Genomic DNA, 6388 nt, shown 5'->3' on the forward strand with positions numbered 1-6388 from the left:
CAGAAGAGGGCGAGGGGCGTGAAGAGCAGCAGATTTTCGCTGCGTAACTGGCGAGTGCGGTGGCGTCTCATCGCTCTCATCGTCATTCCCACCGCCGTGGGTGTCGTGGTCGGCGCGCTGCAGATCGTCGCGTCGATCGGCAGTGCGAACCAGTACCAGCGCGTGCTCGAGAAGGCGGAGCTCAGCGCCTCGATCACCGAGCTGACACATCAGCTCGACCTGGAGCGCGACCGGGCCGTGTACTACGTCGGCGCCGGCCGTACGCCCAAGCGCGAGGCCGAGCTGCGCGACCACTTCGCCACGGTCGACGCGGCCGCGGCGAAGGTCAAGGAAAAGGCCGGGGTGATCAGCGCCGCGCACGGCGAGAGTGCGTGGAATGTCGCCCGGTCGATGCTCGGCCGGCTGGCGGAGATCAAAGTCACCCGTGAAACGGTGATCAAATCGCAACTTCCCGCCCTGCCCGCCATGCTGAAGTACGCCCAGATCATCAACGTCTTCCAGCAGTTCCACGACGAGATCGGCCAGGGTGTCGAGGACGAGGCGCTGAGCAACGGCGTACGAGCGCTCTCCGCGCTCACCAAGGCCAAGGACGCCGCGTCCGAGCAGCGCGCGCTGCTGGCCGGCGCCGCCGAGGTCGGCTTCTTCCAGACCGGCGAGCTCGAACGCTTCATGGCCGCCCGCGCCAAGCAGGAGAGCGAGGTGGCCGTGTTCAAGGCCCTCGCCTCGCTGGACGAACTGCAGGTGTACGACGACACCGTCACCGGCACGCTCATCGACCGCGCCGAGTCGTACCGGCTGCGGGCCATGGCCCAGACGAACGAGGGCACCAGGCTCAACATCGACCCCAAGCGGCGTGACGACTCCGACCGCTGGTTCGAGGCCATCAGCGGCACCATCGACTCCATGCGCGCGGTCGAGAAGCGCATGACCGACTCGATCACGCTGCAGAGCCGCGGCCTGGAGGACTCGGCCAGGCGCAACGCGCTGCTGGCCGGCGCGGGCAGCGCCCTGCTGCTCATCCTGGTGCTGTCCGTCACGGTCATCATGGCCCAGTCGCTGGTCAAGCCGCTGCGCAGGCTGCGCATGGAGGCTCTGCAGATCGCCGGTCAGCGCCTGCCCGACACCGTCCGCACGCTGCGCGAGTCCGGCGACGACACCGCGCTGCGGGTCGAGCCCATCGGGGTGCACTCCCAGGACGAGGTCGGTGAAGTGGCGCGGGCCTTCGACGAGGTCCACCGCGAGGCGGTCCGCCTGGCCGGCGAGGAGTCCAGGCTCCGCGCCAACGTCAACGCGATGTTCGTCAACCTGTCCCGCCGCAGCCAGACCCTGGTCGAACGCCAGATCACCCTTATCGACGGCCTGGAGCAGGGCGAGCAGGACGAGCAGCGGCTCGGCAACCTGTTCAAGCTCGACCACCTGGCCACCCGCATGCGGCGCAACAGCGAGAACCTGCTGGTCCTCGCCGGCCAGGACCCGCCGCGGCGCTGGAGCCAGCCGGTCAAGATGGTCGACGTCGCCCGCGCCTCGCTGTCCGAGGTCGAGAACTACGAGCGCGTCGTCCTCCAGGTGCCCGACGGCGTCTCGGTGGCCGGACAGGCCGTCAACGACGTCATCCACCTGCTCGCCGAGCTGATCGAGAACGCCCTGTCGTTCTCGCCGCGCGAGACCCGCGTCACCGTCTCCGGCAGCAGGATCGACGGCGGCGGCGTCATGCTCTCGATCACCGACTCCGGCATCGGCATGACCCAGGAGGAACTCGCCCAGGCCAACGAGCGGCTCACCGACGCCCCCATCGTGGACGTCTCCGTCTCGCGGCGCATGGGACTGTTCGTGGTCGCCAGGCTGGCGCACCGGCACGGCATCCGCGTCCAGCTCCGCCCGCACGGCTCGGGCGGGCTCACCGCCATGGTGCTCGTGCCGGAATCGCTGCTCGGCCAGCAGACCGCCGCCTACGCCAACTCGCCGAGCACGCCGCGCGAAGAGGTGTACGCCGCCCCGCAGGCCGCCGCCTCCGCGTCGTGGCCCGCCACGCCGTACCAGATGGGTCCCGGGCATCCCTCGTACCCGTCCGACCCGCAGCCGAGCGGATCCTGGCCGGCCACGCCCCAGTGGCAGTCCTCCGGCCCGCCGTCGAACAACACCGGCGGCGGCTGGCCGTCGGAACCGCTCGACGTGTGGGTGCCCGCCCGCGGGCCCGCGACCGGCGATCAGCCGCTGCCCAAGCGGCCCACGCAGGACGAGCCGCCGTCCGCCTGGTCGCGCACGTCCGAGCCGTCGTCGTTCGGCACGTCCGAGCCGTCTCCGTTCGGCACCGTCGAGCCTTCGCCGTTCGGCGCCGCGGAGCCCGCTTCGCCCTTCGGGACCGTCGAGCCGTCGTCGGCCGCCCAGTCGCGGAACTCGCGGTTCGACTTCCCCGACACCGAATCCTCGTCGTTCAGCTCGCGCTTCGACTTCCCCGAGACGGAGTCCGCGGCCACCGGCCCGATGCCGGTGGTCAAGCCGGCCTCCTCGGGCGACGAGTTCCTGCCGATCTTCGCCGCGGTGGAGTCGGCCTGGTTCGAGCAGACCGAGAGCGGCGCCACCTGGGGATCGTCCCAGGCCGACGCCGGATGGAACGCCGCGCAGGCGGTCGTGCAGCCGGTCAACGACGGTTCGACGGCCTCCGGGCTGCCCAAGCGGGTGCCCAAGGCCAACCTGGTGCCGGGCTCGGCCGACACGGCCTCCGCGCCCAAGGGCGTGGCGCCGATGCCGTCGATCTCGCCGGACCGGGTGCGCAGCCGTCTGTCCAGCTTCCAGCAGGGCTTCCGGGCCGCACGCGACGACATCAGTGAGGGCAGGTCCTACCCGGCCGCCCCGAGGAACGAAAGCAGGGAGGAGGGCGCATGAACGACCTCAGCCACACGGCGCGCGGCGTCGACTGGTTGATCACCGACTTCGTCAACACCGTTCCAGGCGTCGCCCACGCGGTGGTTGTCTCATCCGACGGTTTACCGCTGGCGGCCTCGTCGGGCTTTCCGGCCGACCGGGCCGATCAGCTGGCCGCGATCGCGTCGGGCTTGGTGAGCCTGACGCAGGGTGCGGCGCGGGTGTTCGAGGGTGGTGCGGTCAATCAGACGATCGTGGAGATGCAGCGCGGGCTGATGCTGATCATGTCGATCAGTGACGGTTCGTGTCTGGCGGTGCTGGCGGCCCCGGACTGTGACATGGGGCTGGTGGCGTATCAGATGACGTTGATGGTGGATCGCGCCGGTCAGGTGCTGACTCCGGCGGTGCGCGCGGAGCTGCGCGCGAGCCAGACCAGGTGAGCGGCGTGACCGGGCGACGCGAGCGAGCCATCAGGCACGGTGACTCCGTCGCGTGGCCGACCGAGGAGGCCGTGTGACGGATCCCAGGTGGAACAGCGGCGGATGGGAGCCCCAGGCATGGGAGCCCCAGCAGCCGCCACGCTCCGACCCGGCTTCGCCGGTCCGTCCTTACGCGGTGACGGGAGGACGGACCGCTCCCCGGGTGAAGCTCGCCATGGAGGCCCTGGTCTCCTCGGCGACGGCCGAGCACCGGGAGTTCTCCCACATCACCCCGGAGTATCAGGCGATCAGCCAGCTGTGCCGGCAGGTCAGGTCGGTGGCGGAGGTGTCGGCGCTGCTGCGGATCCCGCTCGGGGTGGTGCGCGTGCTGATCGCCGACATGGCGGCCGAAGGTCTGGTACGCGTGCACCAGCCGCAGCTGGAAGCCGGAAGGCCGGACGTCAATTTGCTGGAAAGGGTGCTCAGTGGACTTCGCAGGCTCTAGCCCCGGCCTCACCTCGACCAAGATCGTGGTGGCCGGCGGTTTCGGCGTGGGTAAGACGACGTTCGTCGGCGCGGTGTCGGAGATCATGCCGCTGACCACGGAGGCGGTCATGACCGACGCCTCCGCCGGCATCGACGACCTGGGGATGACCCCGCTGAAGTCCACCACCACGGTGGCCATGGACTTCGGCCGGGTCTCGCTCGACCGTGACCTGATCCTCTACCTGTTCGGCACGCCCGGACAGCACAGGTTCTGGTTCATGTGGGACGACCTGGTACGCGGCGCGATCGGGGCCGTCGTCCTGGTGGACACGCGGCGGCTGGCCGACAGCTTCCCGGCCATCGACTACTTCGAAGAGGCGCAGCTGCCGTTCGTGGTGGGCGTGAACGGCTGGGACGGCAGTTACGCGCACACCGACACCGAGGTGCGCGACGCTCTGACCTTGGCCCCGCACATCCCGCTGGTCAGGCTCGACGCCCGGTCGAAGGACTCGGTCAAGAGCGCGCTCATCCAGCTCGTCGAGCACGCCTTGACAGTCAAGATGGCCGTGCCAGGCTGGAGCGGCTAGCGGAGCGGATAGGCTGAAGTCTTAGACGTATATTCGCTTCGAGGACTGGCCAACCACGTGTTCGAGACGCTTTCCGACCGGCTGACATCGGTCTTCTCCTCCCTCCGATCCAAGGGTCGGCTGTCCGACGCCGACATCGACGCCACCACCCGTGAGATCCGCATCGCGCTGCTCGAGGCCGATGTCGCACTTCCGGTGGTCAAGGCGTTCGTCGCTCAGGTGAAGGAGCGCGCCCGCGGCGCCGAGGTCTCCCAGGCGCTCAACCCGGCGCAGCAGGTCGTCAAGATCGTCAATGACGAGCTGATCGAGATCCTCGGCGGCGAGACCCGCAGGCTGCGCTTCGCCAAGACCGCGCCGACCGTCATCATGCTCGCCGGCCTCCAGGGTGCGGGTAAGACCACCCTGGCGGGCAAGCTGGCGAGCTGGCTGCGCGAGCAGGGCCACGCGCCGCTGCTGGTCGCCGCCGACCTGCAGCGGCCCAACGCGGTCCAGCAGCTCCAGGTCATGGGCGAGCGCGCCAAGGTCGCCACGTACGCGCCCGAGCCCGGCAACGGCGTGGGCGACCCGATCGCGGTCGCCCGCCAGTCGATCGACGAGGCCAGGCGGCTCAACCACGACATCGTCATCATCGACACCGCCGGCCGCCTGGGCATCGACCAGGAGATGATGAAGCAGGCCGCCGACATCCGCGACGCGGTGCGTCCGGACGAGGTCCTGTTCGTGGTCGACGCCATGATCGGCCAGGACGCCGTCACCACGGCCCAGGCGTTCATGGAGGGTGTCGGCTTCGACGGCGTCGTGCTGACCAAGCTCGACGGCGACGCCCGCGGCGGCGCGGCCCTGTCGGTGCGGCACATCACCGGCCGGCCGATCATGTTCGCCTCCACCGGCGAGAAGCTGGAAGACTTCGACGCCTTCCACCCCGATCGGATGGCCTCCCGCATCCTCGACATGGGTGACATCCTCACCCTGATCGAGCAGGCGCAGAAGACGTTCGACGAGGAGCAGGCCGCCAAGATGGCGGGCAAGCTCACCTCGGGCGAGAACTTCACGCTCGACGACTTCCTCGAGCAGATGATGATGGTCCAGAAGATGGGCCCCATCAAGAACCTGCTCGGCATGATGCCCGGCATGGGGCAGATGCGCGACCAGATCAACTCCATCGACGACCGCGACCTCGACAGGATCGCGGCCATCATCCGGTCGATGACCCCCGCCGAGCGGCAGGACCCGAAGATCATCAACGGGTCGCGCCGGGCGCGCATCGCGAACGGTTCAGGTGTCACGGTCAGCGCGGTCAGCAACCTGGTCACCCGCTTCTTCGACGCGCAGAAGATGATGAAGCGGATGGCCGGGGGAATGGGCATTCCCGGCATGCCGGGTGGGCGCGGCAAGGCGGCCAAGGCGTCGAAGAAGGCGAAGAAGGGGCGCAGGGTCAGCGGCGACCCGCGTAAGGCGGCGCTGGAGAAGTCCTCGTCCGGGTCGTCCGAGGAGTCGGCGGCGCCCAAGCAGGGGGGCATGCTGGGCAACCTGCACGGCAAGCTGCCTCCGGGGATGGAGCTGCCGCCGGGGTTCGACCCGTCCAAGCTCAAGCTGCCTGGTCAGTGAGGTCGTTCGCGGACAGTCGGTGATCAGACAGGAGGCCCCGCCCGGGATCGGGCGGGGCCTCCTGGCGTTCGTCAGCGGTTGTCGTTGTCGTTGGCGGTCGCGGTTGCGGTTGCGGTCGCGGTTGTCACGTCAGCGGTTCGCCGCGTCAGCGTCCGTCACCTGAGTGGTCGCCGCGTCAGCGGGTGTTTCGCCAGCGCCAGCGGATCAGTGCGCCGAAGGCGATCAGCAGGAGCGCGATCGCGGCGGGCGCCTCGACGGGCAGGCCGGTGAAGGGCAGGGTGCGTGGCAGCTTGCCGTTCCAGTGGCCGTCACCCGGGCCGTCGCCTGGGCCGTGGTCCGGGCCTGGGCCGTCGTGCGGGCCGTGACCGTGCGGGCCGTGGTGGTGGCCGGGGTGGTGGCCATGGTCATCGGGGTCGTCGGGGC

General features: G+C 69.7%; 5 protein-coding genes and 1 pseudogene. 5 read left to right on the plus strand and 1 reads right to left on the minus strand.

The window, feature by feature from the left end; all coding sequences use genetic code 11:
• Positions 1-96: 96 nt before the first annotated feature.
• The 5 genes from HII36_RS21510 to ffh all read left to right on the plus strand — a co-directional run bounded on the left by HII36_RS21510 (position 97) and on the right by ffh (position 5965).
• Positions 97-2886: a sensor histidine kinase gene (locus tag HII36_RS21510; protein WP_173525023.1), complete on the plus strand. Its 2790-nt coding sequence runs from the start codon at positions 97-99 to the stop codon at positions 2884-2886.
• On the plus strand, positions 2883-3305 hold the full coding sequence (locus tag HII36_RS21515) for a roadblock/LC7 domain-containing protein (RefSeq protein ID WP_173525024.1): 423 nt from the start codon (positions 2883-2885) through the stop codon (positions 3303-3305). Before HII36_RS21510 ends, HII36_RS21515 begins: the two co-directional genes overlap by 4 nt.
• A 175-nt stretch (positions 3306-3480) precedes the next feature.
• On the plus strand, positions 3481-3789 hold the full coding sequence (locus HII36_RS21520) for a DUF742 domain-containing protein (protein WP_173525037.1): 309 nt from the start codon (positions 3481-3483) through the stop codon (positions 3787-3789).
• Positions 3770-4357, plus strand: a complete 588-nt coding sequence (locus HII36_RS21525; RefSeq protein WP_173525025.1) for a GTP-binding protein — start codon at positions 3770-3772, stop codon at positions 4355-4357. Before HII36_RS21520 ends, HII36_RS21525 begins: the two co-directional genes overlap by 20 nt.
• Before the next feature lie 57 nt (positions 4358-4414).
• A complete protein-coding gene (gene ffh / locus HII36_RS21530) occupies positions 4415-5965 on the plus strand; it encodes a signal recognition particle protein (protein WP_173525026.1) in 1551 nt (516 codons plus the stop codon).
• A 175-nt stretch (positions 5966-6140) separates the two neighbouring features.
• On the opposite strand, the pseudogene HII36_RS21535 reads toward ffh, so the two are convergent.
• Positions 6141-6388, minus strand: a pseudogene (locus tag HII36_RS21535) (hypothetical protein); the annotation flags it as partial.

Origin of the sequence: Nonomuraea antri (genome assembly GCF_013283785.1) — a bacterium.
GTDB lineage: Bacteria > Actinomycetota > Actinomycetes > Streptosporangiales > Streptosporangiaceae > Nonomuraea > Nonomuraea antri.